At 70.0% G+C, this 17,807-nt stretch carries 17 protein-coding genes; 8 read left to right on the forward strand and 9 right to left on the reverse strand.

Annotation, left to right across the window (positions count from 1 at the left end; genetic code table 11):
* Positions 1-5: 5 nt before the first annotated feature.
* Entirely contained in the window at positions 6-941 is a 936-nt protein-coding gene (locus PVT71_RS23815; RefSeq protein WP_353475617.1) for a LysR family transcriptional regulator, read from the reverse strand.
* 101 nt (positions 942-1,042) lie between these two features.
* Here PVT71_RS23815 and PVT71_RS23820 point away from each other — a divergent pair, with 101 nt between their 5' ends.
* Positions 1,043-2,275 carry a urate hydroxylase PuuD gene (locus PVT71_RS23820; protein ID WP_353475618.1) on the forward strand — a complete coding sequence of 411 codons (1,233 nt, stop codon included), beginning with the start codon at positions 1,043-1,045 and terminating at the stop codon, positions 2,273-2,275.
* Positions 2,276-2,288: 13 nt separating this feature from the next.
* Here the strand turns inward: PVT71_RS23820 and PVT71_RS23825 are convergent, their stop codons facing one another.
* Positions 2,289-2,783 (reverse strand): hypothetical protein, encoded by a 495-nt coding sequence (locus PVT71_RS23825; RefSeq protein WP_353475619.1) that lies wholly within the window; start codon positions 2,781-2,783, stop codon positions 2,289-2,291.
* Positions 2,784-3,073: 290 nt separating this feature from the next.
* On the opposite strand from PVT71_RS23825, the gene PVT71_RS23830 reads away from it, so the two are divergent.
* On the forward strand, positions 3,074-3,538 hold the full coding sequence (locus PVT71_RS23830; protein WP_353475620.1) for a GNAT family N-acetyltransferase: 465 nt from the start codon (positions 3,074-3,076) through the stop codon (positions 3,536-3,538).
* A gap of 4 nt (positions 3,539-3,542) precedes the next feature.
* On the opposite strand, the gene PVT71_RS23835 is transcribed toward PVT71_RS23830, so the two are convergent.
* On the reverse strand, positions 3,543-4,058 hold the full coding sequence (locus PVT71_RS23835) for a DUF2478 domain-containing protein (protein WP_353475621.1): 516 nt from the start codon (positions 4,056-4,058) through the stop codon (positions 3,543-3,545).
* A gap of 78 nt (positions 4,059-4,136) precedes the next feature.
* Here PVT71_RS23835 and PVT71_RS23840 point away from each other — a divergent pair, with 78 nt between their 5' ends.
* The 4 genes from PVT71_RS23840 to glp are packed head-to-tail and all read left to right on the forward strand — an operon-like array spanning position 4,137 to position 8,279.
* Entirely contained in the window at positions 4,137-5,012 is an 876-nt protein-coding gene (locus tag PVT71_RS23840; protein WP_353475622.1) for a formate dehydrogenase accessory sulfurtransferase FdhD, read from the forward strand.
* A complete protein-coding gene (gene mobA, locus PVT71_RS23845; RefSeq protein WP_353475623.1) occupies positions 5,009-5,659 on the forward strand; it encodes a molybdenum cofactor guanylyltransferase MobA in 651 nt (216 codons plus the stop codon). Before PVT71_RS23840 ends, mobA begins: the two co-directional genes overlap by 4 nt.
* Complete coding sequence (mobB, locus tag PVT71_RS23850) at positions 5,656-6,147, forward strand: molybdopterin-guanine dinucleotide biosynthesis protein B (protein WP_353475624.1); 492 nt, start codon at positions 5,656-5,658, stop codon at positions 6,145-6,147. Before mobA ends, mobB begins: the two co-directional genes overlap by 4 nt.
* Positions 6,144-8,279, forward strand: a complete 2,136-nt coding sequence (glp, locus tag PVT71_RS23855) for a gephyrin-like molybdotransferase Glp (RefSeq protein ID WP_353475625.1) — start codon at positions 6,144-6,146, stop codon at positions 8,277-8,279. The genes mobB and glp overlap by 4 nt, the downstream gene beginning before the upstream one ends.
* A gap of 8 nt (positions 8,280-8,287) precedes the next feature.
* On the opposite strand, the gene PVT71_RS23860 is transcribed toward glp, so the two are convergent.
* A complete protein-coding gene (locus PVT71_RS23860; RefSeq protein ID WP_353475626.1) occupies positions 8,288-8,515 on the reverse strand; it encodes a sulfurtransferase TusA family protein in 228 nt (75 codons plus the stop codon).
* A 152-nt stretch (positions 8,516-8,667) separates the two neighbouring features.
* On the opposite strand from PVT71_RS23860, the gene PVT71_RS23865 reads away from it, so the two are divergent.
* Together PVT71_RS23865 and fdhF are read left to right on the forward strand one after the other, a co-directional pair.
* Positions 8,668-10,362, forward strand: coding sequence for an NAD(P)H-dependent oxidoreductase subunit E (locus PVT71_RS23865; RefSeq protein ID WP_353475627.1), 1,695 nt, complete (start codon positions 8,668-8,670; stop codon positions 10,360-10,362).
* A gap of 147 nt (positions 10,363-10,509) precedes the next feature.
* Positions 10,510-13,278: a formate dehydrogenase subunit alpha gene (fdhF, locus tag PVT71_RS23870; protein ID WP_353475628.1), complete on the forward strand. Its 2,769-nt coding sequence runs from the start codon at positions 10,510-10,512 to the stop codon at positions 13,276-13,278.
* Positions 13,279-13,308: 30 nt separating this feature from the next.
* On the opposite strand, the gene PVT71_RS23875 is transcribed toward fdhF, so the two are convergent.
* The 5 genes from PVT71_RS23875 to PVT71_RS23895 form a co-directional block, all read right to left on the reverse strand.
* A complete protein-coding gene (locus PVT71_RS23875) occupies positions 13,309-15,255 on the reverse strand; it encodes a cache domain-containing protein (RefSeq protein WP_353475969.1) in 1,947 nt (648 codons plus the stop codon).
* 66 nt (positions 15,256-15,321) lie between these two features.
* Entirely contained in the window at positions 15,322-15,822 is a 501-nt protein-coding gene (locus tag PVT71_RS23880; RefSeq protein ID WP_353475629.1) for a DUF6505 family protein, read from the reverse strand.
* Complete coding sequence (locus PVT71_RS23885) at positions 15,819-16,529, reverse strand: DUF4444 domain-containing protein (protein WP_353475630.1); 711 nt, start codon at positions 16,527-16,529, stop codon at positions 15,819-15,821. The genes PVT71_RS23880 and PVT71_RS23885 overlap by 4 nt, the downstream gene beginning before the upstream one ends.
* A complete protein-coding gene (gene apbC, locus PVT71_RS23890; RefSeq protein WP_353475631.1) occupies positions 16,526-17,590 on the reverse strand; it encodes an iron-sulfur cluster carrier protein ApbC in 1,065 nt (354 codons plus the stop codon). The genes PVT71_RS23885 and apbC overlap by 4 nt, the downstream gene beginning before the upstream one ends.
* Positions 17,591-17,593: 3 nt before the next feature.
* The gene (locus tag PVT71_RS23895; protein WP_353475632.1) at positions 17,594-17,785 is read right to left on the reverse strand and encodes a DUF6494 family protein; all 192 of its coding nucleotides are present in this window, start codon (positions 17,783-17,785) and stop codon (positions 17,594-17,596) included.
* Positions 17,786-17,807 lie beyond the last annotated feature (22 nt).

The raw sequence follows: 17,807 nt of genomic DNA on the forward strand, positions 1-17,807 counted from the left end.
CGCTCCTACCGCCCGCTTTCCGCCGCACGCTGCTCGGCCAGCCGGATCGCCGCGCCGATGCGGTCTGTGATGTAATCCATGAAGAGCCGGGTCTTCGGGTCCTGTCCCTTGCGATGGGTGAAGAGGCAGGCCATCTGGATCGGCTCGGGCGGCGTGTCCCCGGCCACCGGCACCAGACGGCCGCTGCGCAGGTACTCGGCCACCTCGAAGACCGGCTTGAGCGCAATGCCCTCGCCGGCCAGCGCCCAGTCGGTCAACACGTCGCCATCGTCGGATTCGTAGCGCCCCGAGACGGCGAAGCGCTTCGGCCCCTCGGGCGTGCGCAGCCGCCACTGGAACTCGGTCGCGCCGGGAAAGCGCAGGTTGAGGCATTCGTGCCGGTGCGCGATCAGCGCCTCTCCCGACGTGGGATTGCCGCGCCGCGCGATGTAGGAGGGCGCGGCCACCAGCACCCGCTCCACGTCGGCGATCTTGCGCATGCGCAGCGTGCTGTCCTCGGGCTGGCCGAGGAAGAAGGCCAGATCCAGCCCCTCGGTCGTGAGATCCACCTTGCGGTCCGACAGGCGCAGGCGGATCTGCACCTCGGGGTATTCCTTGAGGAACCCCGGCACCTGCGGCGCGATCAGCCGCCGCCCCACCCCGAGCGGCGCCGCGACGTAGAGCGAGCCCTTGGGGCTGTCGGTCAGCTGCGCCACCTGCGCCTCGGCCGCCTCCAGCGCCTCGAGCACCTCGCGGGCGCCGCCGTAGAAGGCACGGCCCTGCTCGGTGGGGGTGAGGTTGCGCGTGGTGCGCTGGAAGAGCCGCACGTTGAGATGCTCCTCGAGCTGCGAGATTCGCGCCGAGGTCACCGCCGGCGAGATGCGCAGATCGCGCCCCGCGGCGGACATGCTGCCCAACTCGTAGACACGGACGAAGGTGCGGATGTTGTCGAGGTAGGACATTGTTCGGTAAATCTTGAAACTGCTAAGGTGATGCCGGAGATAGCAGAATAATCACGCGCGGCCTAGGCTGGCGCGCAGCATCGCATCAGGGAGAGACGGGCATGCAGGATCTTGCCATCATCTGGGACTGGCTCGGCTTCGCCGTGCGCTGGCTGCACGTGGTCACCGCGATCGCGTGGATCGGCTCGTCCTTCTACTTCATCGCGCTCGACCTCGGGCTGCGCAAGGTGCCGCACCTGCCCGTCGGCGCCCATGGCGAGGAGTGGCAGGTCCACGGCGGCGGCTTCTACCACATCCAGAAATACCTCGTCGCCCCCGAGGCGATGCCGGACCACCTCACCTGGTTCAAGTGGGAGAGCTACGCCACCTGGCTCTCGGGCGCGGGGCTCTTGATGATCGTCTACTGGGCCGGGGGCGAGCTCTTCCTGCTCGATCCCACGAAGATGGAGCTCTCGCTCTTCCAGGGCATCGTGATCTCGGCGCTGTCGCTCACCGTCGGCTGGCTGGTCTACGACCGGCTCTGCAAGTCGCCGCTCGGCGAGCGGCCGACGCTGCTCATGCTGCTGCTCTTTGCCATGCTGGTGGCGATGTCCTGGGGCTACAACCAGGTGTTCACCGGCCGCGCGGCGCTGCTGCATCTCGGCGCCTTCACCGCGACGATCATGACCGCCAACGTCTTCTTCATCATCATGCCGAACCAGCGCATCGTGGTGGACGACCTCAAGAACGGCCGCACCCCCGATCCCAAATACGGCAAGATCGCCAAGCTGCGCTCGACGCACAACAACTACCTGACGCTGCCGGTGGTCTTCCTGATGCTGTCGAACCACTACCCGCTGGCCTTCGCCACCGACTACGCCTGGATCATCCCCTGCCTCGTCTTCCTGATGGGCGTGACGATCCGGCATTTCTTCAACTCCATGCACGCGCGCAAGGGTACGCCCTACTGGACCTGGGTCGTGACCGCGCTGCTGTTCATCGCCATCGCCTGGCTCTCGACCGCGCCGATGATGGACACGTACGAGGAGGCCGAGGCCCGGCCCCTCACCGCCGCCGAGCAGAAGTTCGCCTCCGCCGCCGGCTTCGAGGACGCCTACCACGCGGTGATCGGCAACTGCTCGATGTGCCATGCGCGCGAGCCCTCGTGGGACGGGCTGCACCACCCGCCCAAGGGCGTGGTGCTCGAGACCCAGTCCGACGTCGCCCGACACGCGCGGCTCATCTTCCTGCAGGCCGGCGCCAGCCACGCCATGCCCCCGCCCAACGCCATCCAGATGGACCCGGGCGCCCGCCGCGACATCGTCCACTGGTTCCGCGCCGCAACGAAGGGGTGAGCGCGCCGCGCGCTCAGTGCAGCGCCTGGCGCTCGGCCGAAGGGCGCACCGGCGCAGTGGGCAGCGCGACACAGAGATCCGCCATCGCCGCGACCAGCCCCTCGGCCGGATTGCCCTCGCAGAGCATCATCGCATGCGCCTCGGCATCGGCCATCCGGCCCCGGCGCACCGAGCGGAAGACGTTGAGGAACAGCCGTTCGTGGCCGCAGAGCCTTGCCGCGCAGCCGGGGCAGTCGGGGTTCGAGAAGTGGAAATGGTTGCGCCGTGCGCTGCGCATCTGCTGCACCGCGCGCAGCACCGCGCAGACCACCTGCGGCCCGGCCTCGCGCCCCATCACCTGCTCGGCCCCCGAAATGGCGCGCACCCAGCCCTCGGTCCCGGGATGGGCGAAGGACTGGAAGAAGTAGCGCGCGATCATCAGCACCACGAGATCGGTCTGCCCGAGCCCGGTGAGGTCGGACGGGCCGACCGGACCCCTGCCGCAGGGACCGTGCCCTGCCCCGCTCATGCGCCGGCCCCCGTGGTGCGTGCTGCCTGAATACCTGCCATCTTCGCCTCCGATGTTCCGGGACGCCCTGCGCGTCGCCGTCGCCGATTTTCGAAATTTCAGGCTGGCACGATGCTGGCTTCTATTTCATGACAAAATTAGTCGGATTAATCAACCCCGGCATTTTCGCATCCGATCACGGGCCGCTCGCGATTTCGTTATGACCATCGCGCATGGCAGGATCTCCGAATTGTCGGTGGTGCGACGGTCCGCCCGCCCCTATCTCACCGCCGGTGCAGAAAGGATGAGCCATGGCGACCGCAGAGGCAGTGCTGACAGAAGTGACGACCGAGGGATCCGTTTCCCGGGCGGCTGCGCTGCTCTATGGCCACTGGAAACGCCTGAGCGCCGCCGCGATCCGCAGCCGCTTCCACAGCCGGGTCGGCGACGAGTGGCTGAAGCGCCGCGCCGAGTCCTGCCGCCCGAACCTCGTGCTGGGGCTCGAGGCCGATGGCGCGACGCGCGCCGTGCTCGAACTCTACCGCGTCGGCAGGGCCCATGCCGAGATCGCGCTTTCGGTCGAGGACGCCTACCAGGGCATCGGCTACGGTCGGCAGCTGTTCCGCGCCGCGCTCGGCCACGCCCGCGACATGGGAATCGAGACGGTCGAGGCCACCTTCTCCCACGACAACCGCGCCATGCTGCAGATCGCGCTCGGCGCGGGCGCGAAGATCATCGCCGAGAGCGGCAACCGCTGCGCGACGATCTGGCTCTGAGCCGTCAGGCCGCCTGAGCCTCGCGGATCCGCGCGCGGCACCAGTCCGTCACCGCATCGACGTCCGTCGGCAGGGCTTCCGCGAGATCCTCGGCAAAGGCGAGGAAGGCGTCGAGGTTGCCCTCGTTCACCGCCACCAGCACCGGCACGCCGGACGAGATCGCCTCGCCGATCACCGGGCGGAAGCCGCGCCCGCCCAGCTCCTGCTTGCCGAACTTGTTGACCAGCAGCAGCGCCGCGCCCTTCTGCAGCCCCGCGCTCACCAGCCCGACGACCCGTTCGAGCCCCTGCGGGTCGAGCCGGCAGCCGCGCGACAGTGCGCCGAGATCCTGGCTGATGCGCACCACGTCCGCGCCGCTGAGCACCTGCAGGTCCATGTGGCACTTGCTGGCGGGCCCGGTCTCGACGTTGTGCTGCACCGCGCCGGCGAGCGGCACGCCCTCGGCGCGGAGGCGCTCCGCCACCTCGCGCATCAGTACATCGACCTCGCCGCGACGCAGCCCCGTTACGTACCCAAGCATCCTCGTCCCCTTGAAACTCCCCGGCGCAGGTTACAAGATGCCCAACGCGCAGGCCAGAGGAGGCGCAAGATCATCCGCATGCCCGAGTTTCCCGTGCTTCCCACCCCCACCGACCCGCGCCTGACCCGGCGCATCTCGGGCACCGACCAGACCGGCGCCGCCACCGAGATCTCGGTGGTCGAGGAGCGCCCGCTCACCATCTACCTCAACAGGCAGGAGATCGTCACCGCGATGACGATCGGCGACTACCCGGAATACCTGGCGCTGGGGTTCCTGCGCAACCAGGGGATGCTGCGCGCCGATGACGTGGTGACCGGCGTCGACTACGACGACGAGATCGAAACCGTGGTGGTCCGCACCGAGCGCGAGACCTCCTACGAGGAGAAGGTGCAGAAGAAGACCCGCACCTCGGGCTGCGCCGTCGGCACCGTCTTCGGCGACATGATGGAAGGGCTCGACGGGCTGACCCTGCCGCAGGCGGAGGTCCGCACGTCGTGGCTCTATGCCCTTGCGAAAGAGATCAACACCACCCCCTCGCTCTATCTCGAGGCCGGGGCGATCCATGGCACGGTGCTCTGCCGGCAGGACAAGCCCTTGGTCTACATGGAGGATGTCGGGCGGCACAACGCGGTCGACAAGATCTCGGGCTTCATGTTCCGGCACGGGCTGGGGGCCGAGGACAAGATCCTCTACACCACCGGCCGCCTGACCTCCGAGATGGTGATCAAGACCGCGCTGATGGGCATTCCGGTGCTCGCCTCCCGCTCGGGCTTCACCGCCTGGGGGGTCGAGATCGCCCGGCAGGTCGGCCTCACGCTCATTGGCCGGATGCGCGGGCAGCGCTTCGTGTGCCTGTCGGGCGAAGAGCGACTGGTGCGCGATGTCGATCCCGCCTCGATCCCCGAGGAGGACCGCAAGTCGCGCCGCAAATCCGCCGATGAGGCCGCAGAATGAACCGCCCGCTGCAGCAGCCGCTGGGGGTGATCCTCGCCGGGGGCCTCGCCACGCGCATGGGCGGCGGCGACAAGGGCCTGCTGGAGATCGGCGGCGAGCCCCTGCTGAAGCGCGTCATCGACCGCATCGAGCCGCAGGTGGCGGACGTCGCGCTCAATGCCAACGGCGATGCCGCGCGCTTTGACCGCTACCGCCTGCCGGTGCTGCCCGACACGATCCCCGGCTTCCCCGGCCCGCTCGCCGGCGTGCTCGCCGGGCTTGACTGGGCTGCCGAGCAGGGCGCGGACAGCATCGTCACCGTCGCCGCCGACACGCCCTTCTTCCCCTGCGATCTGGTGCCGCGCCTGCTGCTCGCCGCCGAGGACGCGCCGCACCTGCTGGCGCTGGCCTGCACGCCGCGCTCAAGCGAGGAGGCGCTGAAATCCGGCGGCGGCAAGCGGATCAACCGGCATCCCACCTTCGGTCTCTGGCCGGTCTCGCTGCGGGGCGACCTGCGCGCCGCGCTGGAAGACGGCCTGCGCAAGGTGGTGCTCTGGACCGATGCGCATGGCGCGGGCGAGGCGATGTTCCCGGCCGAGCCCTTCGATCCCTTCTTCAACGTCAACACGCCCGAGGATCTGGCGCGGGCGCAGGCGCTCGCCTCATGAGGATCTACGGTGTCACCGGCAGCAAGAATTGCGGCAAGACCGGGCTGATGGAGCGGCTGGTGACCGAGATCTGCGGGCGCGGTTTCACGGTCTCGACCGTCAAGCACGCGCATCACAGCGCCGACGTCGACCAGCCCGGCCGCGACAGCTACCGCCACCGGCAGGCCGGGGCGCAGGAGGTGCTGCTGGCCTCGCCGCACCGCTGGGCGCTGATGCGCGAGTTGCGGGACGCGCCCGAGCCGCCGCTTTCCGACCTCCTTGAGAAACTGAGCCCCGTCGATCTGGTGCTGATCGAGGGCTACAAGGCCGCGCCGCATCCCAAGGTCGAGGCGCACCGGGCCGAGACCAGCCGCCCGCTGCTCTCGCCCGCCAATGCCAGCATCCGTGCCGTCGCCGCCGACAGTGACGTCGCGACCGCCCTGCCCCGCTTCCACCTCGACGATACCGCGGCCATCGCCGATTTCATCCTGCGCGAGGTGGGGCTGTGAGCTTTGACACGATCGTGGTGGTGGACTGGTCGGGGGCATCCTCGCCCTCGCCCGCCAAGCCGTCCAAGGACGCAATCTGGATCGGCATCGCGCGCGGCGACGCGGTCGAGACGAGCTACCACCGCACCCGCGAGGATGCGACGCAGACCCTCTCCGCCCTCTTCGAACAAGAGCGTGACGCCGGGCGGCGGGTGCTGGCGGGCTTCGACTTCCCCTTCGCCTACCCCGGCGGCTTTGCCGAGGCGGTCTGCGGCTCCTCCGAGCCGTTGGCGCTGTGGCAGGCGCTGGCCGCGCGCATCAAGGACGCGCCGGACAATGCCAACAACCGCTTCCGCGTGGCCGCCGAGCTCAACGACCTCTTCCCCGGCACCGGGCCGTTCTGGGGCTGCCCCGAGAGCTTCGACGATCCCCGCCTGCCCGCGAAGGGCACCGCGCGCGACGGCCATGGCCTTCCCGAACGCCGCGCCTGCGAGGATCACGTCAAGACCACCCAGCCCTGCTGGAAGCTCTACACGACGGGCTCGGTCGGCTCGCAGGCGCTGCTCGGCATCGCCCGGCTTCACTCGCTGCGCGACCGCTTCGGGCCGGACATCGCCGTGCGCCCCTTCGAGACGCGCGACGCGCCGATCACGCTGGTCGAGCTCTTCCCCTCGCTCGTCGCGGGCACCGTCGCCGCGCTGGCGGAACCGGACGAGATCAGGGACCGCGCGCAGGTGCGCATCCTCGCCGGGGCGCTTCGGGCGCTCTCCCCCGCGGCGCTCGAGGCGATGACCCGCGAGGGCGACCCGGTCGAGGGCTGGATCCTCGGCCTTGGCCACGAGGCCGAGATCGAACGCGCCGCGCGCAAGGCCTTCGCCCCCGCCGGAGACCTCATTCCGCCCCGCCTGCGCGACGACTGTTTCGCCATGCCGCAGGGCGTGAGTTGGGTGCCCGTGGACGAGGCGCTGGCCAAGCTGCGCGCCGCGCTGCGCCCGGTGACCGGGGTCACCAGCATCGCCACCGCCCGCGCCGCGGGCAGGGTGCTGGCCGCCGACGTGGCCGCAAGGCGCTCGAACCCGCCGATGCCGAACTCCGCCGTCGACGGTTACGGTTTTGCCCATGCCGCCACCGGGTCCGGCATCCAGCGCCTGCCGCTGGTCGCGGGCCGCGCCGCCGCCGGGCAGCCCTATCCGCACGCCGTCCCGCCGGGCCACGCGATCCGCATCCTGACCGGCGCGATCCTGCCCGAGGGGGTGGATACCGTGGTGCTGGAAGAGGACACGAGCACCGACGGCACCACCGTGGTCTTCGACGGGCCGATCAAGCCGCGCGCCAACACCCGCAAGGCCGGCGAGGACGTCTCTGCCGGGGACCCCGCCCTGCCGAAGGGCCGCTGCCTGCGCGCGCCGGACCTCGCGCTCGCCTCGGCGCTCGGCATCGCCGAACTGCCGGTGCACCGGCCGCTGCGCGTCGGCGTGCTCTCGACCGGCGACGAGATCATCGCCGCCCCCGACCTGCCCGCCGCGCCGCACCAGATCTGGGATGCCAACCGCCCCATGCTGCTGTCGCTGGCGCAGGGCTGGCACTACGAGCCCGTGGACCTCGGCCATGTGCGGGACAGCGCAGAAGCGATCGCCGAGCGCCTGCACGAGGGCGCACGAGAGGCCGACGTGATCCTCACCTCGGGCGGCGCCTCGGCGGGGGACGAGGACCATGTCTCGGCGCTGCTGCGGTCGCGCGGCACGCTGTCGAGCTGGCGCATCGCGCTGAAACCGGGCCGCCCGCTGGCGCTGGCCATGTGGGAGGGCGTGCCGGTCTTCGGCCTGCCGGGCAACCCGGTCGCGGCGCTGGTCTGCGCGCTGGTCTTCGCCCGCCCCGCGCTGTCGCTGCTCTCGGGCGCGGGCTGGACCGAGCCGCAGGGCTTCACCGTCCCCGCCGCCTTCGAGAAGCGCAAGAAGCCCGGCCGCCGCGAGTACCTGCGGGCGCGGCTCGACGCCTCGGGCCATGCCGAGGTCTTCGGCTCGGAAGGCTCGGGCCGGATCAGCGGGTTGTCCTGGGCGGACGGGCTGGTGGAACTGCCGGACGGCGAGGTCGACGTGCGCCCCGGCACCTCGGTACGCTACATCCCCTACGCCTCGTTCGGGCTGGTCTGAGCCGGGCCTCAGCCCTTGCGGATCAGGTAGACCTGCGCCTCGCCCTCGTCGGCCGAGCCGACCAGTTCGTGCCCGGCCTCGCCGCAGAAATGCGGCACGTCGATCACCGCCGCGGGATCGGTTGCGACCATCCGCAGCACCTCGCCACGGTCCATGCCCTGCAGGCGCTTCCGCGCCTTCAGCACCGGCAGCGGGCAGAGCAGCCCGCGCGCATCGAGTTCCTGATCCCAGTCCATGCGATCTGCATACCAGACGGCCCGGCGCTGTCCATCCTCCGCTTGCGCTTTTCGATAGAGTTTCTCAATCGTTTGACGGCACAGCGATATTGACCGGCAATCACCTCAGGCTGCAAGAACGGATACCCACCGACGCGACAGGGAGGCATTTGATGGCGCTGGATCAGCAGCAGGGGATCTGGAAATCCGGCCGGAAAGGCGGCAAGGGGCGAGCCACGCCCAAGGGCCGCCAGCTGGAGGACCGCGCCTGGGACGAGGTTCGGGCGCTGCTCGGCGACCGTCCGCGCCGCCGCGACCTGCTGATCGAATTCCTGCATCTCATCCAGGACCGCTATCACCACCTTTCGGCCGCCCACCTGCGCGCGCTGGCCGAGGAGCTGCGCATCTCCATGGCCGAGGTCTGGGAGGTCGCGACCTTCTACGCCCATTTCGACCCGGTGAAGGAGGGCGAGGCGCCGCCTCCCGATCTCACCATCCGCGTCTGCGACTCCCTTTCCTGCGAGATGGCCGGCTCCGAGGCACTGTTCGATGCGCTGTCCGCCGGGCACGATCCCGCGAAAATCCGCGTGCTGCGCGCGCCCTGCATGGGCCGCTGCGACACCGGCCCGACGGTCGAGATCGGCCACCTGCACGTCGACCACGCCACGCCCGCCAAGATCCGGGCCGCGCTCGACAAGGGCGACTTCGAGCCGGTGATCCCCGCCTACGAGGGCTTCGAGGCCTACCGGGCGGGCGGCGGCTACGACAAGCTGCTGGCGCTGCGGCAGAGCGGCCAGTGGGAGACGGTGCAGGAAGAAATCTTCTCGGCCGGGCTGCGCGGCATGGGCGGCGCGGGCTTCCCCTCTGGCAAGAAATGGGCCTTCGTGCGCGCCAACTCCGGCCCGCGCTACCTTGCCGTGAACGGCGACGAGGGCGAGCCCGGCACCTTCAAGGACCGCTACTACCTCGAACGCACGCCGCACCTGATGCTCGAGGGCATGCTGATCGCGGCCTGGGCGGTCGAGGCGCAGACCTGCTTCATCTACATGCGCGACGAGTACCCGGCGATCCACCACATCCTGCACAAGGAGATCGCCGCGCTCGAGGCCGCGGGCATCGCCCCTCCCGGCTTCATCGACCTGCGCCGCGGCGCCGGGGCCTACATCTGCGGCGAAGAGTCGGCGATGATCGAGTCGATCGAGGGCAAGCGCGGCATGCCGCGGCTGCGCCCGCCCTTCGTGGCGCAGGTGGGGATCTTCAACCAGCCGACGCTGGTGCACAACGTCGAGACGCTGCACTGGATCGGCCGCATCGCCCGCGAGGGCCACGCCATCAAGTCCGAGGTGTCGCGCAACGACCGCAAGGGGATGCGCAGCTACTCGCTCTCCGGCCGCGTCGCCAGGCCCGGCGTCTACGTCCTGCCCGCCGGCAGCACCATCACCGACCTCATAGAGGCCGCCGGCGGCATGGCCGAGGGCCACACCTTCAAGGCCTACCAGCCGGGCGGTCCCTCCTCGGGGCTGCTGCCCGCCTCGCTGGGCGACGTGCCGCTCGATTTCGACACGCTGCAGCCGCACGGCACCTTCATCGGCTCGGCCGCCGTGGTGGTGCTCTCGGACCAGGACAGCGCCCGCGGCGCGGCGCTCAACATGCTGAAGTTCTTCGAGAAGGAAAGCTGCGGGCAATGCACTCCCTGCCGCGTCGGCTGCGAGAAGGCGGTGAAGCTGATGCAGGCCGAGAGCTGGGACCGCGAGCTGCTCGAGGACCTCTGCCAGGTGATGACCGACGCCTCGATCTGCGGCCTCGGGCAGGCCGCGCCGAACCCGATCCGGCTGGTGATGAAGCATTTCCCGGAGGAAGTGAAATGATGCGCGCGCGCCCCTCCCTCTCCCACGACCGCGCGCATCGGTCCGGATTGCGCCCGCCCGCCGCTCAGGCGGGCGCGGTCCGGCACCGGACCATCGCAGGACGCCCCGCCGACCTGCCCAAGACCCTGACCCCCGGAGCTGAACGCCATGGCTGACGGATCGAACCTTCCCCAGACCTCCTTCATCCTCGACGGGCAGGAGGTCAGCGCCTTCCCCGGCGAGACCATCTGGCAGGTCGCCAAGCGGCTCGGCACCTCGATCCCGCACCTCTGCCACAAGGATGCGCCGGGCTACCGGCCCGACGGCAACTGCCGCGCCTGCATGGTCGAGATCGACGGCGAGCGCACGCTGGCCGCCTCGTGCTGCCGCGCGCCCGCCGAGGGCATGAAGGTGACCACCGACAGCGCCCGCGCCAAGAAGTCGCGCGAGATGGTGATGGAGCTGCTGCTCGCCGACCAGCCCGCCCGCGCGGAGGCGCATGACCGCGGCTCGCACCTGTGGGACATGGCCGAGCTGACCGGCGTCAGCGAGAGCCGCTTCCCCGCGATGGAAAAGGCCCGCATCCCGCTGCTCGACGACAGCCATGTCGCGATGAGGGTCAACCTCGACGCCTGCATCCAGTGCAACCTCTGCGTCCGCGCCTGCCGCGAGGTGCAGGTGAACGACGTGATCGGCATGGCGGACCGCGGCCACGACGCCTTCCCCTCCTTCGACATGAACGACCCCATGGGCGACAGCACCTGCGTCGCCTGCGGCGAATGCGTGCAGGCCTGCCCGACCGGCGCGCTGATGCCCGCCACGGTGGTGGACGCCGAGCAGCACGGCGACAGCCGCGACTTCGACGAGGCGGTGCAGTCGGTCTGCCCGTTCTGCGGCGTCGGCTGCCAGGTCTCGCTGAAGCTGAAGGACGGCAAGGTGAAATACGTCGAGGGCATCAACGGCCCCGCCAACGAAGGCCGGCTCTGCGTCAAGGGCCGCTTCGGCTTCGACTACATCCACCACCCGCACCGGCTCACCCGGCCGCTGATCCGCCTCGCCGGGGCGGAAAAGGGCCTCAACGTCGATCCCGCCAACCCCTTCACCCATTTCCGCGAGGCCTCGTGGGACGAGGCGATGGAATTCGCCGCCGGCGGCCTCGCGCGGCTGCGCGACCAGGGCGGCGAGACGGTGGCGGGCTTCGGCTCGGCCAAGTGCACCAACGAGGAGGCCTACCTCTTCCAGAAGCTGATCCGGCAGGGCTTCGGGCACAACAACGTCGACCACTGCACCCGGCTCTGCCACGCCTCCTCGGTGGCGGCACTGATGGAGAACGTGGGCTCGGGCGCGGTCTCGGCCACGTTCAACGAGATCGAGAACGCCGACGTCGCCATCGTCATCGGCGCCAACCCGATCGAGAACCACCCGGTCGCCGCGACCTTCTTCAAGCAGTTCGCCAAGCGCGGCGGCAAGCTCATCGTCATGGACCCGCGCGGCCATGCGCTGAAGCGCTTCGCCTCGCACATGCTGCAGTTCCGCCCCGGCGCGGACGTGCCGCTGCTCAACTCGATCATGTCGGTGATCGTCGAGGAAGGGCTCTACGACCAGGGCTACATCGACAAGTTCACCGAGAACTGGGAGCGCGAGAAGCAGCACCTCGCCGGCTTCGCGCCCGAGACGCTCGAGGACCTGACCGGCATCGACGCCGCCACCGTCCGCGACGTCGCGCGCACCTTCGCCACCGGCAAGGCGGGGATGATCTTCTGGGGCATGGGGGTCAGCCAGCACATTCACGGCACCGACAACTCGCGCTGCCTGATCTCCCTCGCGCTGATGACCGGCAACGTCGGCAAGCCCGGCGCCGGGCTGCACCCGCTGCGCGGGCAGAACAACGTGCAGGGCGCCTCGGATGCGGGGCTCATCCCGATGTTCCTGCCCGACTACCAGGACGTGACCAACGACGGCGTGCGCTCGGCCTTCACCGAGATCTGGGGATCGGACGACTTCAGCGGCAAGAAGGGCCTCACGGTCACCGAGATCATGGACGCGGTCCATGACGGGTCGATCCGCGGCATGTACATCCTCGGCGAGAACCCGGCCATGTCGGACCCCGACGTGACCCATGCCCGCGACGCGCTCGCCAAGCTCGAGCACCTCGTGGTGCAGGACATCTTCCTTACCGAGACCGCCAACTACGCCGACGTGATCCTGCCCGCCGCCGCCTTCTACGAGAAGACCGGCACGGTCACGAACACCAACCGGCAGGTGCAGATGGGCCGCGCCGCGGCCACCCCGCCGGGCGACGCGCGCGAGGACTGGCAGATCACCGTCGAGCTGGCGCAGCGGCTCGGGCTCGGCTGGGGCTACACCCACCCGCGCGAGATCTTCGCCGAGATGAAGCGCGGCATGCCCTCGCTCGACAACATCACCTGGGAGCGGCTCGAGCGCGAGAACGCGGTCACCTACCCCTCGCTCTCTCCCGAGGATCCCGGCCAGCCCATCGTCTTCGCCGACGGCTTCCCGCGCGAGGGCGGCCGGGCGAAGTTCACCCCCGCCTCGGTGATCCCGCCGGACGAGCAGCCCGACGCCGAGTACCCGATGATCCTGACCACCGGGCGGCAACTCGAGCACTGGCACACCGGCTCGATGACCCGCCGCTCGAAGGTGCTGGACGCGGTGGAGCCCGGGGCCAACTGCTCGCTGCACCCCTCGACCCTGCGCAAGCTCGGCGTCGCGCCGGGCGGCATGGTGAAGCTGCAGACAAGGCGCGGCGAGATCGAGGTGATGGCCCGCGAGGACCGCGCCGTGGCGCCAGACATGGTCTTCCTGCCCTTCGCCTATGTCGAGGCGGCGGCCAACATCCTGACCAACCCGGCGATCGACCCCTACGGCAAGATCCCCGAGTTCAAGTTCTCGGCGGTGCGGGTGACCGCCGCGTAATGGATGACGGGGGGCTGAGGACCGCCCTCCTCACGCCGCCGCGGGCAGCCAGACGGTGAAGACCGCGCCACCGCCCTCGGCATTGGCGGCGGTGATCAGCCCCCCGGCGCGCTGCACGATGCTCTGCGAGATCGACAGGCCGAGCCCCGTGCCCTCGCCGAGGCGGGTGGTGAAGAAGGGATCGAAGAGCGCCGGCAGGTTCTCGGGCGCGATCCCCGGCCCGCTGTCGGTCACCGTGAGCGCGACGCCCGCCCGGCCGTCCCGCTCCTCGCGGCCGAGGGCCAGCGACAGGCGCCCCGTCTCGCCCATGGCCTGCGCGGCGTTGAGGATGAGGTTGATCACCACCTGCTGCATCTCGCCCGCGTCGATGGCGACCTGCGGCTGCGCGGGCAGCGCGGTCTCGACCTCGATGGCGCCCTTGCCGAGGGCGTGCTCGACCAGCAGCAGCGAATCCTCGACCACCGGCGCAAGATCGACCGTCTCGGCGCAGTCCGAGAACTCCGAGGGTCGGGCGAATTTCAGCAGCTTGCCGACGATCGCCTCCATCCGCGTGATCTGCCGGTCGATGAGCCCGAGCTCGGTCTCGACCCGCGCCGCCTCCTCGCCCAGCTCCATGCGGATCACCTCGACATTGCCCTGGATCACCGCCATCGGGTTGTTGATCTCGTGCGCGACGCCGGCGGTGATCTCGCCGATCGAGGCGAGCTTCTCGCTCATCACCAGCTGGCGGTAGGTCTCCTCGAGCTTGGCATTGGCCTCGCGCAGCTCGGCGGTGCGCTGGTCCACCCGGTCCTCCAGTTCCTCGGCCCACGCGCGCAGCTTCAGGTCGCGGTCCTGCACCTGGTCGAGCAGCCCGTCGAGATGCGCCGCCACCTGGCCGATCTCGTCGCGGGTGCCGACCGGGCCGATCCGCGCCGCGAGGTTGCCCCGCCCGACCCGACGCATGGTCTGGGTCATCCGCTCGAGCGGCGCGAAGATGCCCTTGGCCATCCACAGGAACACCGGCACCGAGAGCAGCAGCACCGCGGCGAAGGCGGCCATCATCCACAGGTAGGCGGCGCGCTTGGCCTCGGCAAAGGGGGCCTCGAGGAACCCCACGTAGAGCATCCCCACGCGCCTGCCGAAACTGTCGCTGAGCGGCAGGTAGCCCGAGATGTACCAGTCGTTGACCACGAAGGCGCGGTCGAGCCATGTCCGCCCCTCGTCGAGCACAGCGTGGCGGACCGAGGCCGAGACGCGGGTGCCGAGCGCCCGCACGTCCTCGAAGAGCCGCACGTTGGTCGAGATCCGCACGTCGTCGAGGAACAGCGTCGCCGTGCCCTGCCGCTCGCCGCCGGTGACCGGGTTGAGGTAGACCAGCGTGTTGATCGCGTCGATGAAGCCGAGGTTGCTGTTGAGCAGGATGCCCCCGACCAGCACGCCCTCGTGGCCGGGCAGGCGCACCGGGCTCGCGGCATGCACCACCATGCCGCGGTCCTCGACCCGGCGGTCGGTCGGGACGGCGGCATGGGTCTTGATGAGGTCGATCCGCGCCCGGGCGGCAAGGTTGCGCGGCAGCGCCGCCAGCGCCTCGGGCGGGAAGATGTCGATCGCCGTCTCGGCGCGCCCCTGCCCCGCGGCGGCGATCACCGGCCAGTCGGCGGCAGCGGGCGGCACCTCGGCGGCCGGCAGGTAGTAGAGGAAGTCGAGCCGCAGCTCGGACCGCTTCCTGAGCAGGAACTGCCGGTCGGGCTCGCCATCGGCGAAGGATCCGGCAAAGTCCACCGAGCCCGCCACGCCGGACAGCTCCTCGCCGGTGCGGGCCATGAGCTGCGACAGGTATTGCTCGGCGATGCGCAGGTCGCTCTGCACGTTGGCTGCCAGCACCTTGTCGTAATCCCCGGTCCAGCGGGTCATGCCGAGCAGCAGCAGCAGCGGCATCAGCACGACAAGCGGCGCAAGCGCAAGGATCAGCAGGCGCAGGCGGACGGTGGTCATCGGGCGGGTCTTGGCTTTCATGTCGGGGGCGAGCCTAGCACGGCCCCGCCCCCCGGTCAGCTTGGGTCAGTGGCCGTGGTGATCGTGCGGATCGTCGAGCGAGCCGTGGATGGCGAACTGCTCGAGCCCGGCGTCGCTGGCCTCGATCACCCGGTAGCTCTCGCGCACGCCGGCCTCGGTCAACTCGCGCGCGACGGTGAGCAGCGTGTTGGGCGCGTGGTCCTCGCAGAGCTCGACCATCTGCGCCAGTTCCTCCGCCGCGACCGGCCGCGCCGCCTCGACCGAGGGCGCGCCGTAGTAGGTGACGAAATGCTCGGCCAGCAGGTCGGTCAGCGCCTGCAGCTCGGCGGGTTCGGCATTGGTCACCGCGACGAAGGTCACCCGGCCGAAGGTCTCGAGCCCCAGCCAGCCGTTGGCGAAGGCCTGACGCGCCTTGCCGGTCAGGTCGCCCTCGGTCCAGTTGGAGAACTCGAACCCGCCCGAGATGCACCATTCGCCGGTGCGCGCGGGCGAGGCGAAGACGCGGGTGTCGCTCTCGTCGAAATGGATGGCGCGGGCGAGCTTCATGGTGCGGGCTCCAGCAGCGTGGTGAGCGGTATGAGGTGGGTGGTCTCGCCGTGGCGGAGCAGCATGCCGAAGTCCTCGTCGACGCCGAGGAAGGTGCCCGACAGGCCGCCCTGCGTGACCTCCTCGCCGATGTCCTGCGCCAGCGCGCGCCACTCGGCGTGCAGCGAGCGGCCGCCCTCGTCCTCCCAGCGGTTGACCCAGCTCAGCGTGTGCCGGGCCCAGGCCTCGAGCAGCGCAGGCGGCGAGACCTCGGCGCAGCCCTCGGCAAAGAGCGAGGTCTGGTCGGGCGTGTCGCCGGGGCGGTCGCTGGCGGGGATGAGCGGCAGGGTGAAGCCGATGACCAGCCAGTCCGGCACCTCGGCCGGATCGTCGGAGGCGGCCATGCAGCGGAAGCGCCCGCAGGCGGCGCCGTTCACCCGGATGCCGCCGTCCCAGCCAAGGTGCACCGCGACCTCGGGCGGGGCCATGACGCCAAGCGCGTTCTGGAAGCCGACGCCGCAGAGCGGCAGCATCGCCATGGCTTGCCCGAGCGGCACCTCGGGGGCGAAGACCAGCGCCCCCTCGAGCACGCCCGCGCTGATGCGGTAGGCCACGAGCCCGGCATCGCAGCCCAGAAGGGCGCGCTGGCAGGCATGGTCGAAGGCATCGGTCGTCACCTCCTCGCCCCAGAGCAGGGGCGGGAAGGCAAGCTGCTCGGCGGCGCTCATGCCACCCCCTGCGCCACCAGCGCCGAGGCGATGTCGTGGAACGCCTTGGCCTGCGCGCTGTCGGGCTGGCTGACCACGATCGGCGCGCCGCCGTCCGAGGCGAGGCGGATCTGCAGGTCGAGCGGCACCTCGGCGAGCAGCGGAACACCGAGCTTCGCCGCCTCGGCAGCGACGCCGCCATGGCCGAAGACATGCTCTTCATGGCCGCAGTTCGAGCAGATGTGGGTGCTCATGTTCTCGATCATGCCGAGGATCGGCACGTGCAGCTGCTTGAACATGTCGATGCCCTTGCGCGCGTCGAGCAGCGCCACGTCCTGCGGGGTCGAGACCACGATGGCCCCGTCCACATGCGCCTTCTGGCTCAGTGTCATCTGCACGTCGCCGGTGCCCGGCGGCAGGTCGACGATCAGCACGTCGAGCGCGCCCCACTGCACCTGCATCATCATCTGCTGCAGCGCGCCCATCAGCATCGGCCCGCGCCAGACCACCGCCTGATCCTCGTTGGTCATCAGGCCAATCGACATCATGGTCACGCCGTGGTTGCGCAGCGGCAGGATGGTCTTGCCGTCGGGCGAGGCCGGACGACCCGAGACGCCCAGCATCCGCGGCTGGCTCGGCCCGTAGACGTCGGCATCGAGCAGACCCACGCGCCGCCCCTGCTGCGCCAGCGCGCAGGCGATGTTGGACGAGACGGTGGACTTGCCGACGCCGCCCTTGCCGGAGGCGACCGCGATGATGTGGTTCACCCCGGGGATGCGCTGCGGGCCCTGCGGCTCGGCCTTGCGCATCTTCAGTTCCGGCGGCGCCTTGTCGGTGTGGCCGGTCATCACGATGGAAACCGCCGAAACGCCCTCGGTGGCCTTCAGCGCGCTTTCCGCCTGTTCCTTGATCTTGGTGTAGGCGGCGCTCTGGCTGGGCGGGATTTCCATGACGAAACGCACCGCGCCCGCCTCGTCCACGTTCAGCGCGCGCACGACGCCGCTCGACATGATGTCGCCGCCCGCAACCGGATCGGCGACGCTCTTCAGGACGGCCTGGACCGCCTCTCTGCTCGCTGGCAAGGTTTACTCCTGTCCCTTGATCTCGCCCGTGACCTCGTGGGTCAGGCCGAGTTCCTCGATGGTGATCACGGCCTTCACCGCGAAAGTCTTCCCGGCGGTTTCATTGCCGCGCATGGCCTCCTCGATGGCCTGCTGCGAGGTTACCCCCACCTGCTTGAGGAACTTGCGCATGGACATGTTGAAATCGTCGCTCATTCGGGCCTCCCTGTGGCTCTGG

The organism is Salipiger sp. H15 (assembly GCF_040409955.1).
Classification (GTDB): domain Bacteria; phylum Pseudomonadota; class Alphaproteobacteria; order Rhodobacterales; family Rhodobacteraceae; genus Salipiger.